This is a genomic window from Lentzea sp. NPDC037011, from assembly GCF_055607425.1.
Window position 1 is genome coordinate 112,311 of record NZ_JBVJRT010000012.1, and the last position, 22,389, is coordinate 134,699.

A 22,389-nucleotide genomic window follows, 5' to 3' on the forward strand; every position below is an offset into this window, starting at 1 on the left:
TCAACTACGTGGCGGAAAGTGGCGATTCATCCACAGCAGTGGCGCCGATCTGTTGCGACCGAATCGCGTCTGCACCTGGACAAGTTGCCCGTCGACTACGACCTGGACGTGCCAGGTGACCGGTTCCTGGCCGGGTTGGTGTTCATGTTCGCCTGGGCGCGCTACGACTGTGCTGAGTCGATGATCGACTCGGGCTTCGGCGGCACGGTGATCGGCTCGATGGCCCGTAGTCTGTTCGTCGACGGGCTCAGATGGCTGTGGATCGGCGACCAACCCGACCGACGCCGCTGCCTACTGGGCGAGCTGCGCGACGAACGCAACCGCCTGTGCATCCGGCTGGAGCAGACCGGAGCCAGCGTGGGCAACCTCTCCCGCTGGCTGATGCCGCTGCCCGACATCGCGGACTTGACCAGCCAGTCGCTGAGCTGGCTGGACGCGCACGCGATGCCGGACGAGAAGGAACTGCTCGACGACTTCCTGACTCGGCGCGTCGCCCCCGAGCCGCCGGCGAGTGCAGGAGAGCACGCCGAGCTGCTGCGCCGGACGCGCACGCTGCTCGACATGTCGGGCCTGCGCGGAGCCGTGATGGTCCTGGCCCACGCCGGACACGGCAACCACCTGGGCCTGTTGAGCAGCCTGACCGAGGACGGAGTGGCCGGACACGACCTGCGCGCCGACCACGAGGCCCTGTTCATGCAGGTGGCCGCCGCCGGGGTGACCGCCACCCTGCTCGGCACCGCGGCAGCCGTCCCGGAGACCTGGCCAGCCGACGTGCCCCGCCAGCCTTTCCTGGAACGCGCCGTGCAACTGACGGCCGACGTCGCGGCGGCGGCCGCGCCGATCCACAAGCTCGACACCGCACGCCGACCCGCGCCCCAGAGCAAGAAAAAGGGCTCCTCGACGCAACGCGTCGTCCTGCTGCGTCCCGGTGCGGTGCTCGACGCCGAACTGCTGCAGCCCGATGTGAACTCCGCCGACGCGGTGATCGAGTCCGCGGAGAAGTACCACCAGCTGGTCAGAGCCCGGCAGTTGCGCCGCCCGAAGGGCCTCGGGGAACCCGCGTTGCACGCCATGCTGGCCTACGGCGGGGGCCATTCCAACCTGAAGGCGGTGATGGCCACCTACGACCGGCCGGGGTCGGCGGTGATCGCCGCGTTCGCCGCCCGGATGCTGCTGGAGGAAGCCGCCAGGATGATGTGGCGCTACTCCACCGGCGACGACCCGGAGGCGTTCACCGCACGCGCGAAGCAGTACTTCGACGAGTTCCGCGCCCGACGCAGGAAGACGATCACCACACTCACCGGAAGCGGCGTACCGAAGGCCGACGCGCAGCAGATCTTCGCCCTGCCCAGCAACATCCGGGTCATCACCCCCGAAGACGAGATCGCCAGGAACCGGCAGGCCCTGCCCAAGATCGACAGCATGCTCCGGGACCTGGGTGCGCCCTACCCGGAGCCGGGATGGCTAGAAGTGGCGTACTCCCTGCTCAGCCAGATCACCCACAGCACCCCCATCGGCTACATGCACGCCGTCCGCGTCCGCAACGGCGTCCTGCACGGCAACGAACTCAGCTCGGAGATGCTCGGCCTGACACTCGACGTGGCCTGCCTGGGCAGCGCCCGCCTCATCGGCATGGGCGCACGGCTGCTGACCGACGATCACCAGGACACAGTCCGTTACCACCGAGACCTTGTGCGACAGGCCGCCGCGGTCCACTCCGCCGCCCGCTTGGTCCACGGCCTGGACTAGCGCCGACGCAAACACGATCAGGAAGCGTCCTAACCGTCGAGAAACAACTGAGGCTAAAGGATGTCACGTAACTCGGTGATCGATCGCCGGGTTAAATCGAGGATCATGATCGGGTACAGGTGATTTCGGCGTTCCGGTCGGAGTGGATCTCACCGTTCACGGACTTGCAGCCCAGGGCAGTTCGCAAGCTGGTGCGGATGGAGGCCGAGCGCGGTGGTAATGCGATCGAGGACGTGCGCCCAGCAGGCGGTGGCGCGCGCGAACCTCTTCCCGCTATTCCCGTGGCTGTGAATCCGGCTTGATGAAGTTGCCGGGAGCGTGTCCCCGAAGGGCTCGTATTTCGGAGTTCAGGGGTGTCATCAGCGCCTCGCGCCGACAGGTGCACCAGCCTGGCGAAGGGACACCCATGACTCAATCCACGACTCCGCCCGCCGCTCGCCCCGACGGCGCGCCGACTCCACCCACCCGGCTCCGGTGTTCGCCCCGGCGGTCGCCGGGGCGAACACCGCCGGCCGTGGCCGGCCACCCCGACCACCGCGCGCGTCAGCCTCATACCTGGGAACCCATCAACCGTCCTGGCTGGCGCGCGACCGCGGCGTGCCGTTCCTGGTCAGCCACTGGTGCCTGTCCAGCCGACGCTCGCTTCCACGTGCGAGTAGCTCGTGGGCGCTAGACTCCGGAGGCGTCACGGAACTCTCAATGCACGGGCGGTGGCGCACCGACGCCGTTGCCTACCTCAAGGCGGTCCGCCGCTACGCCACCGAGATCGGCAACCTCACCTGGGCCGCGCCCCGCGACCGCAAGAGCGAAGACCATCTTCTCGTCCGCACCGGCTTGAGTCTGCGCACCCGCCAACACCTCACCGTCATCGACTATCTCCGCTTGCGCGACTTGGACTTGGAGTTGGCGTTCATACCGGTCCGTCGAGGACAGTCGATCACCGATTACCAACGGTGCGCGGGCATGTACGAAGAACGCGGCGTCGACCTGGCCGCGCTTCCGTTGGTGGGCGTAGGAATTGTGTGCCGACGCCAGCACACAGTCGAGGTTGAACGCATCGTGCGCTCGTTGGCCGCCCGCGGCTACAAGCTCCACGCTTTCGGTGCCAAGGTTCTCGGCCTCGCCCGGTACGCCGACGCGATCATCTCCAGCGACTCGGCATCGTGGAGTCTGCGGGGCCGCCACGTTCCCGGCTGCACCCCCACCCACCGCAGCGAATCCAACTGCCTGCGCTTCGGCCTGGATTGGCACACCCGTCTGCTCGCCTCGCTGAACATGCAGTCAACGGCCGCGCCCGATGTGCCCAGCGTTGCCGCCGCACCTCCTGCATCTCCGATGCCAGGGTTGTCGAACACCGCTCGCCCGCGCGGACACGTTCAGCTCGTCACCGAACCTTTGCGGCAGCCGGCCATGCCGGAGTTCGGCACGGCCCACGCTGCCTGATCCACCGCGGCGGCGGACAACGGGATTGGGGCCGTTGACGTGCCCCAGCGACCGTGTCGCGCCCGAACGCCCCCGAAACGGGCGAATACCCATACACGGCGGTCGGGCGCGGTGGCGGCGCAACACAAGTCCGCCAGCCACCGCGCTTGACCGTCTTGGGTGCACAGAGCGTGGATAGACCGGTACCAGCGAATCGAACGACACAGGATTTCCCCTGGCGTTCACGAAGAAGGACTGAAGATGGCGGCACATCACCCCTTTCGCAGACCCCCGTTGTCCGATGCCGGACCAATATCTGCAACGTTCGACGGGACCGTCCCCGCCGGGAACGCACACATCCCCGTCTGCCCAGGTCAGATCAGCAAGCATCAGCGGTTCATGGCGGGAGAAGGTGATGAACGGTGAGCAGGCCGCATCCACCCGGACGACGACCGACGGGACGCAAGGACAGCCGCAGACCACACGACGCTGCTCCCGACTGGGAGCGAGCCGTCGGCGACAGCAGCGCCCAGCCATGGATCTTCAGGTTCGAGGTGCACCGAGTCCGCGGCACGGAAGGAGAGTGGCTACGTCGCGAGCTCTCTGCTGTGGTCCGGGAACTTCTGCTCCGGGCCAATCACGACATGTATCCGCGAGAGGTATCCGGTCTTGAACCCGAGGAGTGGGCTGCATGAGCGACGACAAGGTGAACCCGCCCTCCCCTGGCACGCAATCCGGCTCGGCGCATCGCGGTCTCAGCGACCTGGCGGTATCGCCGTTCGGTCTGCCACTGGCGCTGCATGCGAAGGAAGTTCGCGTCGCGTGGGTCGGGCGGACATCCACCGAGGAGCACCAGGACCCCCGGCAGTCACTGCTACGGCAACTGGAGCGGTCGAAGGTGGCCCTGCCTGAGTCGTGGTTGATCGCATGCCACTTCTACGACGTCGAGTCAGGCCGGATGGAGCTGGAACGACGTGGGCGCGGGACCGCCTACGAGCGGTTCGACATCCCCATCGCTCGCGATGGAGGTATCGCCGACCTGCTGGCCGAGGCGCGAAGCCCGGACCGCCGGTTTGACGTGGTGATCTGCGAGTCGACCTCCCGGATCGCCCGCAAGATGTACGAGACGCTGTCGGTTGAGCGCGAACTTGAGCACGCCGACATCCCGGTGTTCGCCGCCAACGAGCCGATCATGCTCAGCGGAGGGCGGGCGCAGCAGATCCTGCAACGCAGGATCAACCAGTCGGTGGCCGAGTACGAAGTGCTGAACATGTTGGAGTTGTCCTGGGGCGGTACCTGCACGCACGTGCGGGAGGGCTACAACATCGGCAAGCCCCCGTACGGGTACAGGGCCAAGAAGCTGCGCCACCCCAACGCGTCGAAAGCGGACAAGGGCCTGACCAAGACCCGCTTGGAGTCTGATGGGGCGCGGGCGGAGACGGTGACCCTCATCGCCCAGTGGCGCTATCACGAGAAGCTCGGCTACGACACGATCGCCGATCGACTCAACACCGACACGGAGAAGTACCCACCACCCGAACCTCCGGGGCAGCTGCGGGCCCGTGGCGCGTGGTCGAAGTCCAGCGTCGCGGAGCTGCTGAAGAACCCCAAGTACACCGGCTACCAGGTCTACAACCGACGGGCCCGGCGCAGCCGCGGAGGGCGGAACAAGCCCAACCCGCCGGAAATGTGGGTGTGGTCGCCCGAACCCGCCCACGAACCCCTGATCCCCAAGTGGATGTTCGACGCGGTGAACGCCACCAGCGACCAGCGCAAGGGGTCGCGCGACGGCGCCGAGCCCAACACCCACCGCTACACCAAGCGCACTTACCTGTTTCGAAGTCGCGTGGTGTGCGACTGCGGCCGACGCATGATGGGGTACCGCCACAAGCTGGGATACACGTACTACCGCTGCTGGCCGACCAACAACAACCGGGGCCGTCCCGACAAGCACGCCGGACACCCCCGCACTGTCTACGTGCGTGAAGAAGCGATCATGACGGCGGTCGAGCACGCGTACGGCGAGTTCCTCTTCCACCCAGGCCGGCGCACCCTGCTCACCCAGGACATCGACCAGGCCGAACAGCAGGCAAACCGACAGCGCTCCGACGAACGCGCCCGCCTACAGCGCCACGCCGCCGACGTGGCCCGCCGACAGGACAACCTGCTCAGACAAGCTGAGAGCGCCGACCCCGACGACCCGTTCACCCTCGGGCTACGTCAGCGCTACAACGACCTGCAGACGGAACGACGTCTCGTTCTCGACCAAGTCGCCGAACTCGACACCCAGGGCACCACACAGACCCGACGACCGGACGAGACCGACCTGGATCTGCTGGACACACTCCCCCACCTGGCGCTCAACCTGCGCCGGGCACCGGAGGACCTGCAACGACGCCTGTACGAGCTAACCCAGCTGAAGATCGAGATCCACCACCAGACGCGCGAAGCCACCCTGGTGATCACATTGCCCGAAGACGACGTTCCTGCGGTCGCCGCCGCAGCAGCCGACCTGCGGCAACCGGACGATCCATCTCACACGCATGCCACACCGGCAAAACCGCAGGTAGTCGCCAGTGTGAATGCTGTACGTGCCCCCGGTGCGACTCGAACGCACACTGGACGGATTTTGAGTCCGCTGCCTCTGCCGATTGGGCTACGGGGGCGTAGCGGGGTGAACTGTAGCGGATCTGGCGGTGTGGTTTGTTGCGGGTACCCCTAGGACTTCACCAAACGGCTGATGGCCGCGGTGGCTTCGGCGAGCTTCTCCTCGGCGACGGGGCCGCCTTCGGCGACGGCCTGGGCGACACAATGCTTGAGGTGCTCGTCGAGGAGGCCGAGGGAGACGGCCTGGAGGGCCTTCGTGGCGGCGGCGATCTGGGTGAGGACGTCGATGCAGTATTCGTCGTTCTCGACCATGCGCTGGAGGCCGCGGATCTGTCCCTCGATGCGGCGCAGTCGCTTGAGGTATGCGTCCTTGTCCGCGGTGTACCCGTGCATCGCTCCTGACCTTCCCTACCCCTGGCGGGTATGTGCAGGATACCCGGAGGACGGGTGGTGCGTTATGTGCAACGCTGCTCCGTCAGCGGGAATGGTGAAGCGTCCGGCAAGCCCAGCAACAGCGGCGTGATGAGACGACTAGCTGCACATTTTGGACCCATAACACCCCTGCGGTTTCCTCCGCAAAATGCCCCGACCGGGCGGTTGGGTCACATTTCAGCGGCGAAAGGTTCGCCGTTTTTCCTCGTGTGGACTATGGTGTTGTCGGTGCACGTGGTTTGGTCGAGGATCCGCGTGCTATGTGAGTACCCAACGGAGGAACAGTGGCACAGCAGACCGTCGTCCAACTCATCGACGACCTCGACGGCGGAGAAGCCGACGAGACCGTGACCTTCGCACTTGACGGTGTCGAGTACGCCATCGACCTGTCGAAGGGAAATGCGGAGCGGCTTCGCGAGTCGCTGGCGGACTTCGTCGCCAAGGCTCGTCGTGCGGGTGGCCGCAAGCAGCGCAAGGGCACCGGCAAGTCCACGGTGAAGGCCAGTGACAAGGCTGAGGCGCAGCGCATTCGGGACTGGGCCCGTGCGCAGGGGCACCAGATCTCGGACCGCGGCCGCATTCCGCAGAACCTGGTCGTGCAGTTCCAGGAAGCGCACGCGTCCTGACCTGCGCGGACTCGCGGGGTTTCCACACGTCGGCCGGGTGGCCGGCCGACGTGTTACCAAGAACAGAAGCACAAAGGTGTAACACGTCCCGGTTCGTTCACACCATCCCCGGAACGCGTGGGATCAGCGACCGGGAAAGTCCGCTCCGAACAGCCGCAACACGGCTGTCGCCTTGACTGCCGTCTCCTCGAATTCCGCGTCCGGCTCGGACAGCGAGATGACTGCTCCGCCGACGCCGAAACTGACCTGGGCACCGTTGCGGACCAGCGTTCGGATGACGATGCTGAAGTCCGCGGCGCCGTTGAGCGAGAAGTATCCGAGGGCTCCCGAGTACACGCCACGTGGACCAGCTTCGAGCCCGTCGAGGATCTGCGTGGTCCGGATCTTCGGTGCTCCGGTCATGGACCCGCCGGGAAACGCGGCTCGAACACATCGGACGGCGGAACTGTCCGGTCGAAGTCGTGCCCGCACGGTGCTCACCAATTGGTGGACGGTGGTGTAGGTCTCGACGTCGAACAACCGGGTCACCTCGACGGAACCGACTTCCGCGCAGGTGCCGAGATCGTTGCGGACGAGGTCCACGATCATCAGGTTCTCGGCGCGGTCCTTGACCGATCGGGCCAGGCTTGTGCGCAACATCTCGTCTTCGGCGGCGTCTTCGCCGCGGGGGCGGGTGCCCTTGATCGGCGATGACTCGACGACGCCATCCCGGTCGACGCGGATAAATCGTTCGGGTGACCCGCTGAGCACGGACAGTTCACCGAAACGCAGCAACGCGCCGAACGGTACGGGATTTGCGGCGCGGAGCAGCCGATAAGCGGCCCAGGGGTCCACGTCGGCCTGCCAGGACATCATGTTCGTCAGGCAGACCTCGTAGGTCTCGCCGGCGGTGATGGCTTCCTGGCACGCGTTGATCAGCTTCAGGTAGTGCGTGCGCGGGTGCCGCAGTTGCACGGTGACCGCGGCGGGCGGTTCGGGGGCCGGCAACGGGGTGAGTGCGTTCAATACGACCAATACCTGGTCGAACCAGTCGTCGTCGGTCAGCGACAGCAAATAAGCGGTGTCTTCGTGGTGGTCGATCACGACGGCGCGGTCGGCGAAGACGAAGGACGCGTCGGGGTGGTCGGACCGGTGGGCGGAGTCGCCGCCGCACTCGGCTTTCAGCTCGTACCCGAGGTAGCCGACCCAGCCGAGCGCGAAGTCGAACGGCACGTCGGGTTGTTCGACGGCCCAGGCGGCCACGTCCTCGTCCAGCCACGAGAAGAACGACGGGCAGTGCAGGCGTTCGCCGTCGACGACCAGCTCCTGGTCCGGCACCGAGTACCGGGCCACGCGCGCGAGGGGCCCTGAGGCGTCGCCCAGGAACGAGAACCGCCCGCCGAAGCCGCTGTCCAGCCAGAACGCGGTCTCAGCGGTCCCGTGGAGGGCCGCGAACGCCTGCTCCGCGTCCACGGCCAGGTCCAGGCGGCGAACGTGCACAGGGCGCTTCTGAGCCGTTGTACGAACCACCGCGGGTTCGGGGACGGCGGCGGTCCGGGTGGGTGTGAGTGCGGCGAAGTTCGCCAGCAGCTCCCGGCCGGACTGGGTGCAGATCGACTCGGGGTGGAACTGCACGCCCCACGCCGGGCGGTCGAGCGCGCGCACACCCATCAGCACGCCGTCGTCGCTCCACGCGACGGCTTCCAGGGAAGGAGGCAGCTCGGTGACCGCCAGCGAGTGGTAGCGGACCACTTCGAGAGGTGACGGCAGACCGGCGAACACGTCGACGCCCGTGTGCGTCACCGGTGAGACGATGCCGTGGCGCGGCACCGGTGCGGGACCGACCGTGGCGCCGTAGGACAGGCACAGTCCCTGATGGCCCAGGCACACGCCGAGCAACGGGATCTCGGCGTGCTCGACCACCGCGCGGCAGAGGCCGAAGTCGGCGGGGTTGCCGGGCCGGCCGGGCCCCGGTGAGATCACCACGTTGTCGAACGACCGCAGCGCGGACAGCCGGAAGCGCGGGTCGTCGTTGGTGACGACCACGGGTTCGGCGCCGTTCACCTCGGCCAGGTGCTGGAAGAGGTTGAACGTGAACGAGTCGTAGTTGTCGATGAGCAGAGTCCGCATCGCGGGCGGCACTCTACCTGCCAAAACACCCGATCGGACGCAGGAGAGAGGGCGGCCACAGAACGTGACCGCCCTCCGTGTGCGACCGGGTCAGCTCCCGAGGACGAACTTCGGGTCGACCGCCATGGCGGCGAGCTCTTCGCCGGAGAACGGCTCGACGTCGAGCGCCGGGTAGCCGCCTCCGTCGTAGCCCGCGCTCTGGGCGACGTTCACGACCCAGCCGTTCGGGTGCTTGTACGACATCCAGCCCATCACGCGGCCCTGGTCCGTGCTGGCCGCGTCACCGACCTTCTTCCCGTCGACGTCGCGCACCTTGCACATCGCCCGGCTCATGCCCCAGAACTGCCTGGCCAGGGCACACGGCTCGGAGGCGTTGCCCTGGCTGGGCGTGGACACCTCGACGATCAGCTTGCCGACCTTGCCGTTCTTGCGGACCGGCACGTACGACGTGTACTCCCAGACCTCGGGCTCACCCTCGTTCGACGAGATCTGCGCCTGGGTGTGGAGCAGGTCGCCGTTCTGGTACTTCGTGTCCTGGTACTTCAGCGACGGCGTCTCGAAGCCGTGCGCCTGGGCGGACTGCTTGACCGCCTCCAGCAGTTGCACGCCGCGCGCCGCCTGCGGGCCCTGCTGCGCGGTGCGGTCGTTCTGCCCGGACGGCCACGCCATCTTCGACGAGGCACCCGGCTGGGAGCTGCTGCTGCTCGGCCCCGCACCGATGAGGTAGTCCTGCGTGCCGCCGGGGTCGAGCGCGAACGCCGACCCGAGGCCGATGCCCACCACGAGCACCGCCACCACCGCGCCGACCTGCGACGACCGCCGCCTGGACCGGGCCTTGCGCGCGACGTCGAGCGCACGGTTCGGATCCATGGCCGGCGGGGGGCTGCTGGTCACCACCACGTCCTGGAAAGCCGTCCTGAGGTCCTGTTCGTTCATCGAACCCTCTCCTGCTGTGAGAGCAGACCGCGCAGCGTCTGCAGCCCCCGCGCGGCCTGGCTCTTGACCGTTCCTCCCGAAACCCCGAGGACAGCGGCCGTCTGGTCGACGGACATGTCCTCCCAGTACCGCAGCACGAGGCACGCGCGCTGCTTCGGAGGCACCTTCGCCAGCGCCTCCAGCAGCACCATCCGCTCCTCCGGGTAGCGACCCGGTGCAGCGGCCGAGTCGGCGAGGTCCTCGCTCACCGACTCGAACCGGAACCACCCGCGCCGCCGCTCGGACAGGAACGTCCGCACCAGTACCTGCCTGGTGTAGGCGTCCAGCGCCTCGTGCCGGTCTATTCGCCGCCACGCCAGGTAGAGCTTCGTGAAGGCTTGTTGCACGAGGTCTTCCGCGCGATGCCAGTCGCCGCACAGCAGATACGCCGTGCCGCGCATGGCGTCGGAACGGGCCGCGAAGTACTCCTGGAACGCGGCGTCCCGGTCACTCATCAGGTCTCCCCCTGTCTGCGGTACCGGGTTACTCACGCCACCGCCAACCTGGCGGGTTGCACGGAGTTCGCGAAACGCATACTGATGTCGTGATTTTCCTTTTGCTCCTCGGCGTCCCCACCGCACTGGGCCACTTCTACCTGTGGCGCAGGCTGGTCGTGGACACCACCCGGCCGCGCTCGCTCGGGCGCCGCGTCGGCACCGCCGCCATCGCCGGCGCGTTCCTGGTGCTGATGAGCGCGCTGGTCGTGACGCGCCGGGTGCCGCCGGAGTACGGGAAGTTCTTCGCCTGGCCGGGCTTCGTGTGGCTGGCCGTGCTGTTCTACCTGGCCATCGCGCTGGGCATCGCCGAGGTCCCGCGGCGCATCCTGCTGCGCAGGGCCAGCGCCGCACCCGTGCCCGTCGGCACCGGCGCGGAGGCGGCCGAGCCGGTCGAGGTCGTGCCCGACCCCGGTCGCCGCCTGTTCATCGCGCGGTCGGTCGCGATCGGCTCCGGCATCGCCGCGGGCGGTGTCGTCGGGTACGGCATGACGCAGGCGCTCGGCGACCCGCAGCTGCTGAACGTGCCGGTGACGCTGGACAAGCTGAAGCCCTCGCTGTCCGGTTTCCGGATCGCGGTGGTGAGCGACATCCACCTCGGCCCGCTGCTCGGCCGCTCGCACACCGAGCGGATCGTGCGGATGATCAACGAGCAGGAGGCCGACCTCGTCGCGATCGTCGGCGACCTGGTCGACGGCACCGTGGCCGAGCTGGGCGAGGCCGCGGCACCGCTGCGGGACCTGGTGTCCCGGCACGGCAGCTTCTTCGTGACCGGCAACCACGAGTACTTCTCCGGTCACGAGCAGTGGATCTCCGAGCTCGACCGGCTGGGCGTGCACCCGTTGCGCAACGAGGGCCTGACCGTCGCCGGTGGGATTGAGCTCGTCGGCGTGAACGACGTCACCGGGAAGTCCTACGGCGACGGCCCCGACCTCGACCGCGCCTTCGCCGGCCGCGACCGCGCCAACCCCGCCGTGCTGCTGGCGCACCAGCCGGTGCAGGTGGGCGACGCGTCTTCACGCGGAGTCGACCTGCAGTTGTCCGGTCATACACATGGCGGACAGATGGTGCCGTTCAACTTCGTGGTGCCGGTGCAGCAACCCGCTGTCGCGGGGCTGTCGAAGGTGGACGACACGTGGCTGTACGTCAGTCGTGGTGCGGGTTTCTGGGGGCCGCCGGTGCGCGTGGGCGCTCCCCCGGACATCACGCTGGTCGAGCTCCGGTCTGCTGGCTAAATCACACTCGGCCCCACGGGATTGCGCACTTGCGGTGTGCAGGCCGTAGAGTGGACGGCCGTGCCCGCGTACGGACGCGAGGCGGATGAAGGGGGAACCCTGGGGAAATGACCGAGAGCTTCGCCGTCGACCGGCGTTACGAGGCAGAGGCTCGTATTCGGCGTTTCCTGGACCAGGAGCACCCGTCGACACCGTGTCTGGTGATCGACCTCGAGACGATCCGCGCGCGTTACCAGGCGATCCACGCCGCGATGCCGTCCATCGACATCTTCTACGCGGTCAAGTCGAACCCCGAGGCCGACGTCGTCGCGACGCTGGTCGCCCAGGGCGCCCAGTTCGACGTCGCCTCCCCCGCGGAGATCGACCTGTGCCTGGCGCGCGGCGCCGCACCGTCGTCGATCTCCTACAGCAACCCCATCAAGAAGGCCGCCGACATCGCGTACGCCTTCTCCCGCGGGGTGCGGCTGTTCGTGTCGGACAGCGAGCAGGACGTGCAGTTCCTCGCCGAGCACGCGCCCGGTTCGTCCGTCCTGGTGCGGATCCTCGTCCACAGCAAGGGTTCCACCTACCCGTTCGGCAACAAGTTCGGTTGCGATCCGGAGATGGCGACGGATCTCTTGCGGTTGTCGCACCGGTTGGGGCTCGTTCCTCTGGGCGTCGCCTTCCACGCGGGCTCGCAGCAGCTGTCCGTGGCGGGCTGGGACTCCGGCATCGCCGACGCCGCCCTGATCGCCGCGAAGCTGCGCGCGGAGGGCATCGAGACCACCACGGTCAACCTGGGCGGCGGGCTTCCGGCCGTGTACCAGGAGGACACGCCGGGCCTTGAGGCCTTCGCCGCCGCCATCGAGGAGTCGCTGGCCCGGCACTTCGGTGCCGCACGCCCGCGGGTGATGATCGAACCGGGGCGCGCGATCTCCGCGGAGGCCGGGATGATCCGCTCGTCGGTCGTGCTGGTGTCGCGCAAGTCCTATGCGGACGAACGCCGCTGGGTGTACATCGACATCGGCCGTTACCAGGGGCTCGCCGAGACCGAGGGCGAGGCGATCGCGTACCGGTTGCGCACCTCGCGCGACGGCGGGCCGACCGGACCGGTGGTGCTGGCCGGTCCGACCTGCGACGCGGACGACGTGATCTACCAGCACACCCGCTACGACCTGCCGCTCGACCTGAGGGCGGGCGACCACGTGGACATCCTCCACGCCGGCGCCTACACCTCCTCCTATTCGTCCGTGTGCTTCAACGGCTTCCCGCCGCTGGCCACGTACTGCGTCTGAGTCCGCCTGTACTTCACATAGTTTGGAGTGATTGATGTCCGAAGCGCCCTGTCAGACCGAGGAGACCGTCGGTTTGTTCGCGGGACAGCACGTACTTGCAGAGCTTTCGGGTGTGAGTGCCGATCTGCTCGACGACGAGCAGTTCCTGCGCCACGCCCTCGGTGAGGTTCTCACGCAGGCCGACGCAACCGTGCTGGAGGTGATCTCCAAGAAGTTCGATCCCCAAGGAGTCACCGTGCTGGCCCTGCTGTCGGAGTCCCACGCGTCCATCCACACCTACCCCGAGGTGGGGTCGGTGTTCGTCGACGTGTTCACCTGCGGTACTCGTGCGAAACCCGCGCTCGCCGTCCAGCTACTCGCTGACGCTCTGGGCGCTGCTCACGTGAGCACGGACCTCGTCACTCGTGGCATCAAGGAGCACGCCGCGTGAACACGATCAACGAGCCGCTCGCCGAGGGCATGACCCGCCACTGGCGCGTGGACGAGGTGCTGGTCGACACCAAGACCGACTTCCAGCACCTGGTGATCGCCCGCACCGCCCAGGGCCTGTCGTTGTTCTGCGACGACGACCGCCAGTCCACGGAGCTCAGCCAGCTGACCTACCACGAGGCCCTGATGGTGCCGGCGCTGCTGCTGGCCGACCAGGTCGAGCGGGTGCTGGTCATCGGCTCGTCCGAGGGCGTGGTGTGCCAGATGGCGGTGCAGCACGGCGCCACCGTCGTCGACCACATCGACATCGACGAGCAGGCCGTGAAGCTGTGCGCGGAGCACCTCCCGTACGGCTACACGACCGAGGAGCTGGCGCTGGCGGAGAAGGGCGAGGGCCCGATCCGCGTGCAGTACATCGACGGGTTCGAGTACATCCGCACGACGTCGGAGAAGTACGACATCGTGCTGGTGGACCTGCCCGACGAGCGTGAGGAGGAAGCGCAGCACAACCGCCTGTACGGCGCGGACTTCCTGCGCATGTGCAAGGCCCTGCTGCGTCCCGGCGGCGTCGTCGTCAACCAGTCCGGTTGCCAGACGATGTGGCGCAACACCACGCTGATCCGCTCCTGGCAGCGGTTCAACGAGGTGTTCGAGACGGTCGCGTACTACGGCTCTGACGAACACGAGTGGGCGTACCTGTTCGGGCGCGCGGACGTCGTCGAGGACCCGACGGCGCTGATGGTCGAGCGGTTGGCCACGGCCGGGTACCGGCCGGAGTCGATCGACGACCTGGCGTTGCTGGGCAACAGCATTCCGCCGTACCGGGTGCGGCAGTCGCTGGCCTGAGCCGGTTTCCGGCACGAGAGAGGGGCGCTTCCCGGTCACCGGGAGGCGCCCCTCCTCCGTTCGTGCGCGCCTAGCCGAGCGCCTGCTTCAGGAAGTCCACCTGGAGCAGCAGCAGGTTCTCCGCGACCTGCTCCTGCGGCGTCATGTGCGTGACACCGGACAGCGGCAGCACGGTGTGCGGCCGGCCCGCCGCCAGCAGGGCGCTGGACAGGCGCAGGGTGTGGGCGGCCACGACGTTGTCGTCGGCGAGGCCGTGGACGATCATCAGCGGGCGGGAGAGCTTGTCCGCGTCGGCGATGAGCGAGTTGGAGTCGTAGACCTCTGGCCGCTCGTCGGGGTGGCCGAGGTAGCGCTCCGTGTAGTGGGTGTCGTAGAGGCGCCAGTCGGTGACCGGGGCGCCGGCGATGCCCGCGTGGAACACGTCCGGGCGGCGCAGGACGGCCAGTGCCGACAGGTAACCGCCGTAGGACCAGCCTCGGATGGCGACCCGGCCGAGGTCGAGGTCGGGTTCGAGTGCCGCCGCGGCGTGCAGGGCGTCGACCTGGTCCTCCAGGGTGGCGCCGGCGAAGTCGAACGCGATGGCGCGTTCCCAGGCCAGACCGCGACCGGGGGTGCCGCGGCCGTCGGCGACGAGCACCGCGAAGCCCTGGTCGGCGAGCCACTGCGAGGCGAGGAAGGCGTTCTGGGCCGTCAGGACGCGCTGGGCGTGCGGGCCGCCGTAGGGGTCCAGCAGCACCGGGAGCTTGGTGCCCGGTACGTGATCGGCAGGCAGCAGCAGGGCGGCGCGCAGGTCGCGTTCGCCGAGGGTCAGCATGCGCGGGGACGCCCTGATGACCGGCGTCTCGGCCCACGACTCGATCTCGCGCTCGCCGACGGTGACCTTCGGGCCGTACCAGTCCAAAGAGGACGATGCGAGCACAACCGTGTCACCGCCCCGGACCGCGGTGTGCACACCATCCCCTGTGGACAACTGCTCGACCGTCGCGCCGACGGAGTGGACGTGCACCTGGGTGGGGTCGTCGGCGGAGGCCGCGATCAGCACGGAGTCGTCGGTGATGTCCAGGACCCGGCGCACCTGCAGCCCTTCGGTCACGATGTCGTCGCCGACCTGCAACGCGTACTCGTCGCCGGAGTGCACGATCCGGACCAGGCGGCCGTCGGGCGTCCACGCCGGGGCGCCGTCGCTGACCTCCAGCCACACCGGGTCGGTCTCGACAGCGAGCTCGGACACCGCACCGGTCTCCGGGGCGAGCGAGTGGACGCGGCGGGTGCGCTGGTCGCGGGTCTGCGTGGTGATCAGCGGCGCACCACCGGCTGACCAGTGCACGTCGTTGAGGTAGTCGAACTCCAGCAGCACCGGCACGAAGGTGCCGTCCAGCGACACCACGTGCAGCGACACCGCGGCGTTGTCCGTGCCCGCCGCCGGGTAGGCGATCTCGGTGGCCGGCGTCGCGGGGTTCGCCGGGTCGGCGATGTACCAGCGGCGCACCGGGGAGTTGTTCACGCGCGCGGCGATGAGGCGGGTGCCGTCCGGCTCCCACCAGTAGCCGCGGTAGCGCGACATCTCCTCGGCGGCGATGAACTCGGCCAGGCCGAACGTGACGTCCTCGCCGTCGGGCACGGCGACCGCGCGGTCGTCGCCCGAGTCCAGCTCGACCACGCGCAGGGTCCCGCGCGTCACGTACGCCACGCGCTGCCCCGTCGGGTCGACGCGCGGGTCGATGACGCCGCCACCGGTCGGCAGCTCGCGCACGTCCCCGCTCACCAGGTCGGCCACGAACAGGCGGCCGGACAGGGCGAACGAGGCGACGTTCGCGTCACCGGACAGGGCGTAGCCGACGATGCCCGCGCCGGACTCGCGCGTGCGTTCGCGGCGGGCCTTCTCCTCCGCGGGCAGGTCCTCCTGCTCGGTCAGCAGGCGGCCGGGATCGGCCACCAGCCGTTCGGCGCCGGTGGTCGTGTTCAGCTCCCACAGCCCGTTCGCACGGCTCGTGGCCGTGGCCGGGCGCAGGAAGAACACGCGCGAACCGTCCGGCGACACCGCGAAGGTGCGCGGTGCGCCGACGGTGAACCGCTGAGAGCGCGCCTGTTGGCGCGGGAAGGAGATGTCGTTGCCCACCCGCTCACACTATCCCGCGCGCGAACGCGGGGGCATGGGAACGAAACCGCTGGTACGACGCACGTACTCGGCGTACCCCGGCCGGCGCGACACGATGTCCCTCTCGAGCAGCGGTTTGCCCGTGCCCTTGGCGAGCAGCCACGTCATGACCACCGGACTGATGACCGTGAGCGCCGCCGGCCAGGAGTGCACCGCGAACAGGAAGAGGCCCCACCACACCACGGCGTCCCCGAAGTAGTTGGGGTGCCTGGTGTAGCGCCACAACCCGCGGTCCATGACGGCGCCCTCGTTCGCCGGGTCCGCCCGGAACCGCGAGAGCTGCCAGTCACCGACTGACTCAACTGTGAAGCCGACCACCCACAAGGTCGTTCCGGCCCAATCTAGCACTCCCCACGGCGCGTCAAGGTGCTGTGCGACCTGCACCGGCAGCGACACGATCCACATCAGAACGGCCTGCAACAGGTACACCCGGTACATCCGCAGCCGCGGATTTCCCTTGGCGCGCTTGAGGATGTCCCGGTAGCGCGGGTCCTCGTCCCTGGTCCGGTTGCGCAGGAGGATGTGCACGCCGAGCCGCACGCCCCAGATCACCGTGAGCGCCGTGACCAGCACGTTCCGCACCGGTTCGCCGTCCGCGAACAGGAACGTCACCACCGCGATCACCGCGAAGCCAGGTCCCCAGGCGGAGTCGACCAGGTCGTAGCGCTTGCGCCGGTCCGCGTAGCCGAACAACGCGGTGAGCACCACCAGCACCACGAGGAAGCTGACCGGGTAGCTCACCGGGCCACCAGCTCACGGCGCACGCGCGGCATGCCGCTGCGGCCGTTCTCGCTCCTGCGCACCGCGAGGACCTGGTCCACGCCCATCCGTCCCTCCTCGAACGTCAGCGCGCCGCCGGCGAGGTAGAGCCGCCACACGCGCGCCTGACCCTCGCCGACGAGCGCGACGACCTCGTCCCACCTCTCTTCGAGCGTCCGCGCCCACGCGCGGACGGTCCAGACGTAGTGCTCGCGCAACGCGTGCACGTCCCGGATCTCCAGCCCGACCGCCTCCAGGAACCCGGTCGTCTGGCTGACCGGTCGCATGTGCATGTCCGGTGCCACGTACGACTCGATGAACGCACCACCGCCCGGCGCGTTCCGGCCGCGCGACATCTGTTGCAGCAGCAGCCGCCCCTCTGGCTTGAGCAGCCGGTGCAGCGTCGCGGCGTACTCGGGGTAGTTCCGCTCGCCGACGTGCTCGCCCATCTCGATCGTGGAGATCGCGTCGAACGGTTCGCCGCGCACCTCGCGGTAGTCCTGCAGCCGCACCTCGACCCGGCCCTCCAGCCCTTCGGCCGCGATGCGCGAGAGGACGTGCTCGCGCTGCTGAGCGGAGATCGTGACCCCGGTGGCGTGCACGCCGTAGTGCTTCGCCGCGTGGATGATCATCGAGCCCCACCCGCAGCCGACGTCGAGCAGCCGCAGGCCGGGCTGCAGGCCGAGCTTGCGGCACACCAGGTCGAGCTTGTTGTGCTGCGCCTGCTCCAGTTCCTCGTCCTCGGCGGTGAAGTACGCGCACGAGTAGGCCATGCTCGGGTCGAGCACGAGCCGGTAGAAGGCGTTGCTCAGGTCGTAGTGGTGCGAGATCGCGTCCCGGTCCCGCTTCTTGCTGTGCAGCGCGCCTTTGAGCCGTGCTTCCTCCTTCGGCGCGTCCGGGTTGCGCCCGACCACCTTGAGGTCCAGCGCGAGCCGCACCACCTCGGTGAGCTTCGGCCTGCGCGTGACACCACGCCGCACCAGCCCCCAGACCTGGGAGAGCCCGGCCGCGAGGTCGCCTTCCACGTCGAGCTCGCCGCTCACGTACGCCCGCGCGAGCCCGAGCTCGTTCGGGCTCCACACGAGCCGGCGCAGCGCGTCGCGGGAGCGGAGCACGAGCACGGTCCCGTCCTGTGGGCCGGCCACGCTCCCGTCCCACGCCCGAATCCCGATCGGAAGCGGCGCACCCAGCACCCGTTCCGCCACTCCTGCCAGCTGACCAGCGACGACCACCCTGCACCTCCTGCGAAACCGGCTCCGCCTGACGTTCGGGACGGCAAGAGGTTCGGTTCGTTTCTGAACCGAGACGCAACCACGCCCGTATGGCCCGGTAGAGCGAACGACGGACAAGGAGGACATGAGTGTGATCCGACGTAACCGCATTGCCATCGGGCTCGCCGCGGGACTGGCAGTTGTGCTGGGTCTTGGTGTCTGGAGCGCCACGGGAAGTGGCACAAACTCGAAGCCGGTGGCACAGACCGAAACCGACCTGGGCGTCCTCGGTGACTACGGCGACGTGGGTCAGCCCCCGGTGCTCCAGGAACCCGCTCAGGTGCCCGAGACCCCGGTTCAGCAGCAGGCACCGGAGACCCCGGCCGCGCAGCAGCCCCCCGCAGCCGCACCGGTCAGCTCGCTGAAGCTGGTCGGCAAGCCGGTCGACAAGATGGGCCTGGTCGTCCAGGACGGCGACGGCCGCACGATGTACCGCTTCGACAAGGACACCCCGAAGCCGGAAGGCAAGTCGAACTGCAACGGCCAGTGCGCCATCACGTGGCCGCCGCTGCTGTCGGACACGATCCCGCAGGTCGAGGGCATCGACTCGAAGCTCGTCTCGCTGATCACCCGCGCTGACGGCAAGAAGCAGGTCGCGATCGACGGCTGGGCGCTCTACGCCTACTCGCAGGACCCGAAGCCGGGTGCCTGGAAAGGCCAGGGCGTCGGCAACACCTGGTTCGTGATCCAGCCCGACGGCAAGCGCAACGTCGAATGCCTTCCCCCCGGCGTGACGGTGCCCGCGGCCTAGTCCCCTTGCAACGACCATCCCGTTAGGACGGTCCACCTGACACACACGACACCCTGACACGCGAAACCCCGGCCCTGGGGAAGGGGCCGGGGTTCCCGTCGTTCCGCTCTCACCCGATCGAGTGGTCTTTCACGTCACGCGGGGGCCCCGCGTTCCCCACAGGGAAACGCGGGGGCCCCGCGTGACGTTCGAACAGGCGGAGAAGGGGCGGCGCCGGAGGTCCGGTGCCGCCCCTTCGTTGCCGCAGGGTCAGAGCGTGGAGTACAGCGGGTGCTTCGCGGCCAGCACCTCGACGCGGGCGCGCAGCTCGTCGATCGCGGCGCCCGGCTTGAGGGCCTCGGCGATCACGTCGGCGACCTCGGTGAAATCCCCCTCGCCGAAGCCGCGGGTGGCCAGTGCCGGGGTGCCGATGCGCAGACCCGAGGTGACCATCGGCGGGCGCGGGTCGTTGGGGACCGCGTTGCGGTTGACCGTGATGCCGATCCGGTGCAGCACGTCCTCGGCCTGCTTGCCGTCCAGCTCGGAGTTGACCAGGTCGACCAGGACCAGGTGCACGTCCGTGCCGCCGGTCAGCACCTTCACGCCGGCCTGCGCGACGTCGGGCTGCGAGAGGCGGTCGGCGAGGATGCGGGCACCGTCGAGGGTGCGGCGCTGGCGGTCGGCGAACTCCTCCGACGCGGCGTGCTTGAACGCCACGGCCTTGGCGGCGATCACGTGCTCCAGCGGACCGCCCTGCTGGCCGGGGAACACCGCCGAGTTGATCTTCTTGGCGATGTCGGCGTCGTTCGACAGGATCACGCCGCCGCGCGGACCGCCGAGGGTCTTGTGCGTCGTCGTGGTCGTGACGTGGGCGTGCGGGACGGGCGAGGGGTGCAGGCCCGCGGCCACGAGGCCCGCGAAGTGCGCCATGTCGACCATCAGGTAGGCCTCGACCGAGTCCGCGATGCGGCGGAACTCGGCGAAGTCCAGCTGGCGCGGGTAGGCGGACCAGCCGGCGACGATCAGCTTCGGGCGGTGCTCGGTGGCGAGGCGCTCGACCTCGGCCATGTCGACGCGGCCGTCACCGTCGGAGACGTGGTACGGCACGACGTTGTAGAGCTTGCCGGAGAAGTTGATGCGCATGCCGTGGGTCAGGTGACCGCCGTGCGCGAGGTCCAGGCCGAGGATCGTGTCACCGGGCTGCAGCAGCGCGAACATCGCGGCGGCGTTGGCCTGGGCGCCGGAGTGCGGCTGGACGTTGGCGAAACCGGCGCCGAAGAGCGACTTGATGCGCTCGATGGCGAGGCGCTCGACGACGTCGACGTGCTCGCAGCCACCGTAGTAGCGGCGGCCGGGGTAGCCCTCCGCGTACTTGTTGGTCAGCACCGAACCCTGGGCCTGCAGCACCGAGACCGGCGTGAAGTTCTCCGAGGCGATCATCTCGAGGGTGCCCTGCTGGCGCGCCAGCTCGGCCGCAACGGCCTGCGCGACCTCGGGGTCGTACTCCGCGAGGGAGGCGTTGAACTGGTCGGACATCTGGAGGATCTCCCTACTTGGCGCGCTTGTAGAACGGAAGTGCGACGACCTCGACCGGCTGCTTCTTGCCGCGGACGTCCACCAGCAGAGGGGTGCCGGGCGCGGAGCTCGCCCGGTTCACGTAGGCCATCGCCACCGAGTAGCCCAGGGTCGGCGACAGCGCGCCCGAGGTCACCTCGCCGACGACCTCGTCGCCGTTCAGCACGGCGTAACCGTGGCGGGGCGCGCGGCGCTCGGGGGTCTTCAGACCGACCAGCACGGAGTCCACATCGGACTCGGACACCTCGGTCAGCGCCTCGCGGCCGACGAAGTCGCCCGGCTTGTCGAGCTTCACGACCCGGCCGAGACCCGCGTGGTACGGGGTGAGCGAGGTGGTCAGCTCGTTGCCGTACAACGGCATTCCGGCTTCCAGGCGCAACGTGTCGCGGCAGCCGAGACCGCACGGCTTGAGCTCGTGCGGCTGCCCGGCCTCCAGCAGCGCCGTCCACACTGCGGCGGCGTCGTCGGGCGCGACGAACAGCTCGAAGCCCTCCTCGCCGGTGTAGCCGGTGCGCGCGAGCAGCGCGTCCACCCCGGCCACCTTCGAGGGGTAGGAGGCGTAGTACTTCACCGTCGACAGGTCGGTGTCGGTCAGCCCGGCCAGGACCTCCACCGACTTCGGGCCCTGGATCGCGATCAACGCGTAGTCCGTGGACCTGTCCGTGACGACGGTGTCGAACCCGGTGGCCCGCTCGACGAGCGCCTCGGCGACCACGGCGGCGTTCGAGGCGTTGGCGACGACCATGAACTCCTCGTCGCCCAGCCGGTAGACGATCAGGTCGTCGACCACGCCGCCGTCGGCCTGGGTGATCATCGTGTAGCGGGCCTTGCCGACCGCGAGCGCGGAGATGTGGCCGACCAGCGCGTAGTCGAGTGCGGCACCGGCCTGCGGCCCGGTCAGCACGACCTCACCCATGTGCGTGAGGTCGAACAGGCCGGCGGTGGTGCGCACGGCGTGGTGCTCGGCCAGCTCGCTGGAGTAGCGCAGCGGCATCTTCCAGCCCGCGAAGTCGGTGAACATCGCGCCGAGCGACTCGTGCTCAGCGTTCAGTGGCGTGAGGCGGGACATCAGAACGCTCCTCCAGGGTGCGCCGAAGAGCCGGGCCAGGCCGGCTGAGGCAACAGAAGAATGACACGGTCCACCGGAGACTCCTCACCAGAGCGAGCCTCCCCCTCTGTCATGAGCCTGAGAGCTTCGTCGCCGGAGCGACTTGCACCGTGGGCGAGGCTCCTGATGAGCCTGCTTTCCAGAGTTGCCTTCGTCGTGCGGTATCTGTGCCTGAGAGATTCCGGGGAGGAGTTGCTCCTTCGGCGCTCCCGCTGAAGGGAGCTCTCCCGCGCGACATCGACGGCCGTGTTCAGTTGGTTGCCCCAGACGCTAGCAGGCCGAACGTCACAGCGGCACGCCCTGAGCAGTCTTCTCCACCACCTTGCGCTCCGCCCAGAACGACAGGAACGGGATCGTCCCCGCGACCAGCACGAGCGCGGTGCCCTTGATGGACCAGCGCAGCTTCAGCGCCAGGTCGACCGAAAGCACCAGGTAGATGGCGTAGAGGAACCCGTGGATCGGGCCGACGACCTTCATCGCCTGGTCCATGCCGGCGGCGTACTTCAGCACCATCGCCACGACCAGCAGCAGCAGGAAGACACCGACCACGTAAGCCATGACCCGGAACCGGGTCAACGCACCCTTCATCT

At 68.6% G+C, this 22,389-nt stretch carries 19 protein-coding genes, 1 tRNA gene, 2 pseudogenes and 2 riboswitches; of the genes and pseudogenes, 10 read left to right on the forward strand and 12 right to left on the reverse strand.

Going from position 1 to position 22,389, the window contains the following annotated elements; genetic code table 11:
- Positions 1–84 precede the first annotated feature (84 nt).
- The 3 genes and pseudogenes from ACZ7CH_RS32460 to ACZ7CH_RS32470 all read left to right on the forward strand — a co-directional run bounded on the left by ACZ7CH_RS32460 (position 85) and on the right by ACZ7CH_RS32470 (position 3,192).
- Positions 85–1,749, forward strand: a complete 1,665-nt coding sequence (locus tag ACZ7CH_RS32460; protein ID WP_470375699.1) for a hypothetical protein — start codon at positions 85–87, stop codon at positions 1,747–1,749.
- A gap of 95 nt (positions 1,750–1,844) precedes the next feature.
- Positions 1,845–2,023: pseudogene (locus tag ACZ7CH_RS32465) on the forward strand (IS5/IS1182 family transposase); the annotation flags it as partial.
- A gap of 281 nt (positions 2,024–2,304) precedes the next feature.
- On the forward strand, positions 2,305–3,192 hold the full coding sequence (locus ACZ7CH_RS32470) for a deazapurine DNA modification protein DpdA family protein (protein ID WP_470375745.1): 888 nt from the start codon (positions 2,305–2,307) through the stop codon (positions 3,190–3,192).
- Positions 3,193–4,120: 928 nt separating this feature from the next.
- Here the strand turns inward: ACZ7CH_RS32470 and ACZ7CH_RS32475 are convergent.
- Complete coding sequence (locus ACZ7CH_RS32475) at positions 4,121–4,399, reverse strand: hypothetical protein (RefSeq protein ID WP_470375700.1); 279 nt, start codon at positions 4,397–4,399, stop codon at positions 4,121–4,123.
- 42 nt (positions 4,400–4,441) lie between these two features.
- Here ACZ7CH_RS32475 and ACZ7CH_RS32480 point away from each other — a divergent pair.
- Positions 4,442–5,176: pseudogene (locus ACZ7CH_RS32480) on the forward strand (recombinase family protein); the annotation flags it as partial.
- A gap of 587 nt (positions 5,177–5,763) precedes the next feature.
- Here the strand turns inward: ACZ7CH_RS32480 and ACZ7CH_RS32485 are convergent.
- Together ACZ7CH_RS32485 and ACZ7CH_RS32490 are read right to left on the reverse strand one after the other, a co-directional pair.
- Positions 5,764–5,837: transfer RNA gene (locus ACZ7CH_RS32485), tRNA-Leu, on the reverse strand.
- Between the two features lie 52 nt (positions 5,838–5,889).
- Positions 5,890–6,171, reverse strand: a complete 282-nt coding sequence (locus ACZ7CH_RS32490) for a metal-sensitive transcriptional regulator (protein WP_360390172.1) — start codon at positions 6,169–6,171, stop codon at positions 5,890–5,892.
- A gap of 323 nt (positions 6,172–6,494) precedes the next feature.
- On the opposite strand from ACZ7CH_RS32490, the gene ACZ7CH_RS32495 reads away from it, so the two are divergent.
- Entirely contained in the window at positions 6,495–6,836 is a 342-nt protein-coding gene (locus tag ACZ7CH_RS32495) for a histone-like nucleoid-structuring protein Lsr2 (RefSeq protein ID WP_030466676.1), read from the forward strand.
- A gap of 123 nt (positions 6,837–6,959) precedes the next feature.
- Here ACZ7CH_RS32495 and pabB read toward each other — a convergent pair whose 3' ends face one another.
- The 3 genes from pabB to ACZ7CH_RS32510 form a co-directional block, all read right to left on the reverse strand.
- Positions 6,960–8,945, reverse strand: coding sequence for an aminodeoxychorismate synthase component I (pabB, locus tag ACZ7CH_RS32500; RefSeq protein ID WP_470375701.1), 1,986 nt, complete (start codon positions 8,943–8,945; stop codon positions 6,960–6,962).
- Between the two features lie 90 nt (positions 8,946–9,035).
- Entirely contained in the window at positions 9,036–9,881 is an 846-nt protein-coding gene (locus ACZ7CH_RS32505) for a hypothetical protein (RefSeq protein WP_470375702.1), read from the reverse strand.
- Positions 9,878–10,375, reverse strand: coding sequence for a SigE family RNA polymerase sigma factor (locus ACZ7CH_RS32510; RefSeq protein ID WP_360390182.1), 498 nt, complete (start codon positions 10,373–10,375; stop codon positions 9,878–9,880). Before ACZ7CH_RS32510 ends, ACZ7CH_RS32505 begins: the two co-directional genes overlap by 4 nt.
- 89 nt (positions 10,376–10,464) lie before the next feature.
- Between ACZ7CH_RS32510 and ACZ7CH_RS32515 the strand changes: the two genes are divergently transcribed.
- The 4 genes from ACZ7CH_RS32515 (at position 10,465) to ACZ7CH_RS32530 (ending at position 14,198) form a co-directional block, all read left to right on the forward strand.
- Positions 10,465–11,649, forward strand: coding sequence for a metallophosphoesterase (locus ACZ7CH_RS32515; RefSeq protein ID WP_458430789.1), 1,185 nt, complete (start codon positions 10,465–10,467; stop codon positions 11,647–11,649).
- 107 nt (positions 11,650–11,756) lie between these two features.
- On the forward strand, positions 11,757–12,923 hold the full coding sequence (locus ACZ7CH_RS32520) for a type III PLP-dependent enzyme (RefSeq protein WP_470375703.1): 1,167 nt from the start codon (positions 11,757–11,759) through the stop codon (positions 12,921–12,923).
- Between the two features lie 34 nt (positions 12,924–12,957).
- On the forward strand, positions 12,958–13,353 hold the full coding sequence (speD, locus tag ACZ7CH_RS32525; RefSeq protein ID WP_030466682.1) for an adenosylmethionine decarboxylase: 396 nt from the start codon (positions 12,958–12,960) through the stop codon (positions 13,351–13,353).
- A gap of 29 nt (positions 13,354–13,382) precedes the next feature.
- Complete coding sequence (locus ACZ7CH_RS32530; RefSeq protein ID WP_360391446.1) at positions 13,383–14,198, forward strand: spermine/spermidine synthase domain-containing protein; 816 nt, start codon at positions 13,383–13,385, stop codon at positions 14,196–14,198.
- A gap of 70 nt (positions 14,199–14,268) precedes the next feature.
- Here the strand turns inward: ACZ7CH_RS32530 and ACZ7CH_RS32535 are convergent, their stop codons facing one another.
- The 3 genes from ACZ7CH_RS32535 to ACZ7CH_RS32545 are packed head-to-tail and all read right to left on the reverse strand — an operon-like array spanning position 14,269 to position 18,287.
- Positions 14,269–16,317, reverse strand: a complete 2,049-nt coding sequence (locus ACZ7CH_RS32535) for a S9 family peptidase (RefSeq protein WP_470375704.1) — start codon at positions 16,315–16,317, stop codon at positions 14,269–14,271.
- A 9-nt stretch (positions 16,318–16,326) separates the two neighbouring features.
- Positions 16,327–17,097, reverse strand: coding sequence for a DUF1295 domain-containing protein (locus ACZ7CH_RS32540; RefSeq protein WP_470375705.1), 771 nt, complete (start codon positions 17,095–17,097; stop codon positions 16,327–16,329).
- Complete coding sequence (locus ACZ7CH_RS32545) at positions 17,094–18,287, reverse strand: class I SAM-dependent methyltransferase (RefSeq protein ID WP_470375746.1); 1,194 nt, start codon at positions 18,285–18,287, stop codon at positions 17,094–17,096. Before ACZ7CH_RS32545 ends, ACZ7CH_RS32540 begins: the two co-directional genes overlap by 4 nt.
- A gap of 295 nt (positions 18,288–18,582) precedes the next feature.
- On the opposite strand from ACZ7CH_RS32545, the gene ACZ7CH_RS32550 reads away from it, so the two are divergent.
- Positions 18,583–19,137, forward strand: a complete 555-nt coding sequence (locus tag ACZ7CH_RS32550; protein WP_470375706.1) for a COG4315 family predicted lipoprotein — start codon at positions 18,583–18,585, stop codon at positions 19,135–19,137.
- Positions 19,138–19,386: 249 nt separating this feature from the next.
- On the opposite strand, the gene glyA is transcribed toward ACZ7CH_RS32550, so the two are convergent.
- The 3 genes from glyA to ACZ7CH_RS32565 form a co-directional block, all read right to left on the reverse strand.
- Positions 19,387–20,652, reverse strand: a complete 1,266-nt coding sequence (glyA, locus tag ACZ7CH_RS32555; protein WP_360390202.1) for a serine hydroxymethyltransferase — start codon at positions 20,650–20,652, stop codon at positions 19,387–19,389.
- Between the two features lie 13 nt (positions 20,653–20,665).
- Positions 20,666–21,760 (reverse strand): glycine cleavage system aminomethyltransferase GcvT, encoded by a 1,095-nt coding sequence (gcvT, locus tag ACZ7CH_RS32560; RefSeq protein WP_470375707.1) that lies wholly within the window; start codon positions 21,758–21,760, stop codon positions 20,666–20,668.
- Between the two features lie 99 nt (positions 21,761–21,859).
- Positions 21,860–21,947, reverse strand: a riboswitch (glycine riboswitch).
- Position 21,948: 1 nt separating this feature from the next.
- A riboswitch (glycine riboswitch) is annotated at positions 21,949–22,039 on the reverse strand.
- Positions 22,040–22,084: 45 nt separating this feature from the next.
- Complete coding sequence (locus ACZ7CH_RS32565; protein WP_360390208.1) at positions 22,085–22,387, reverse strand: DUF3817 domain-containing protein; 303 nt, start codon at positions 22,385–22,387, stop codon at positions 22,085–22,087.
- Between the last annotated feature and the right edge of the window lie 2 nt (positions 22,388–22,389).